At 67.3% G+C, this 1,368-nt stretch carries 1 protein-coding gene and 1 pseudogene; one reads left to right on the plus strand and one right to left on the minus strand.

Features of this window, described 5'->3' with window-relative positions:
- Nucleotides 1-219 precede the first annotated feature (219 nt).
- Entirely contained in the window at nucleotides 220-705 is a 486-nt protein-coding gene (locus sphsw_RS14785) for a hypothetical protein (protein ID WP_031441295.1), read from the plus strand.
- A 34-nt stretch (nucleotides 706-739) separates the two neighbouring features.
- On the opposite strand, the pseudogene sphsw_RS20575 reads toward sphsw_RS14785, so the two are convergent.
- Nucleotides 740-1,368 (minus strand): annotated as a pseudogene (locus tag sphsw_RS20575) (AMP-binding protein); the annotation flags it as partial.

The following is a 1,368-nucleotide window of genomic DNA, read 5'->3' on the forward strand; positions in this document are numbered from 1 at the left end:
TGCGCCCCGACCGCGACTGGACGATGGCGGTGGTGCCCGCCGCGGCGCCCAAGCCAGCGGCGAAATAAGCGGACCGGGAGGGCGCGTGCCGGTCGGTGCGCGCCCTTCGCCGAAGAAAATTTCCTCGCGCAACGTCGGGCGGCGGGGATCGATCCGCACCACCGGATCGATCGTCATGCTGCGGGCGTTTGAGCCTGATTCATACCCGGGAGTGTATTGATGAAGAAGACGTGGTTAGCGCTGGCGGTTGCCGGCGGGTTGGGCGTGTCCGCCTGTTCGGGCGCGCCGTCGACGGATGCGGTCGACAACAATGCTATGGGCACTGCGGGCGTATCGCTGCGCAATCTGGGCGAAACCGAAGTCGCAGCGCCAGCGCCGCCCGCGCTAACGGTCAAGGGGGACCTGATCCCGACCCCGTCGGATACCGCCTCGCGCTATTTCCTGCTGCGCGAGCGCCGGGCGATCGGCGGCACGGTGATCGCGATCATCCGCCAGGAACATGCCGGCCGCGTCGCCTATGCCCGCACCGAAGTCGATTGCGAGCGTCGCCTGTTCCATGTGCTGGGCGTCGCGCCGCGCCGTTCGCTGGTCGAGACGAGCATCGCCTATGACGGTCCGTTGCGCCCGATCGCCGGGCTGCCGTTGCGCGAGGAGCTGGCGACCTATGTGTGCAAGCGCAGCAACCTTCCGCTCGGCGCAGCATGAGCAGGTGGGGGGCCCAATAGGGTCCCCCCCTGCGTCAGCCCTTGAGGTAAAGCGCGTCGAGCCGGTCGCCATAGGCCTGGCGGATGACGTGGCGGCGGATCTTGAGGCTGGGCGTCAGCTGTTCGTTCTCGATCGTGAACGGCCCGTCCGCCAGCACGAAGCGGCGGACGCGTTCGGTGACGGTCAGGTCCTTGTTCACGCGTTCGATCGCGTGGCCCAGCGCGGTGCGGAACTCGCTGTTCTCGGCCAGCCTGCTGAAATTGCACGCATCGCCGTTCGACGCGCACCATTGCTGCGTCCATTCGGGATCGGGCACGATCAGCGCGACCATATAGGGGCGCTTGTCGCCGGCGATCATCGCCTGGACGATCTCGGGCTGGAGCGTCAGCATCCCCTCGATCTTCTGCGGGGCGACATTGTCGCCCTTGTCGTTGATGATCAGGTCCTTCTTGCGGTCGGTGATGCGGATGCGACCCTGCGCGTCGATCTCGCCGACGTCGCCGGTGTGCAGCCAGCCGTCCTTCAGCACCTTCGCGGTCTCGGCGTCGTTGCGCCAATAGCCGTGCATGACGAGCTCGCCGCGGACCAGGATCTCGCCGTCCTCAGCGATCCGTACCTCGGTATCCTTAAGCGGCGGGCCGACCGAGTCCATCCGCACGCCCG

This window comes from Sphingomonas sp. FUKUSWIS1, assembly GCF_000733135.1.
Lineage (GTDB): Bacteria > Pseudomonadota > Alphaproteobacteria > Sphingomonadales > Sphingomonadaceae > Sphingomonas > Sphingomonas aerolata.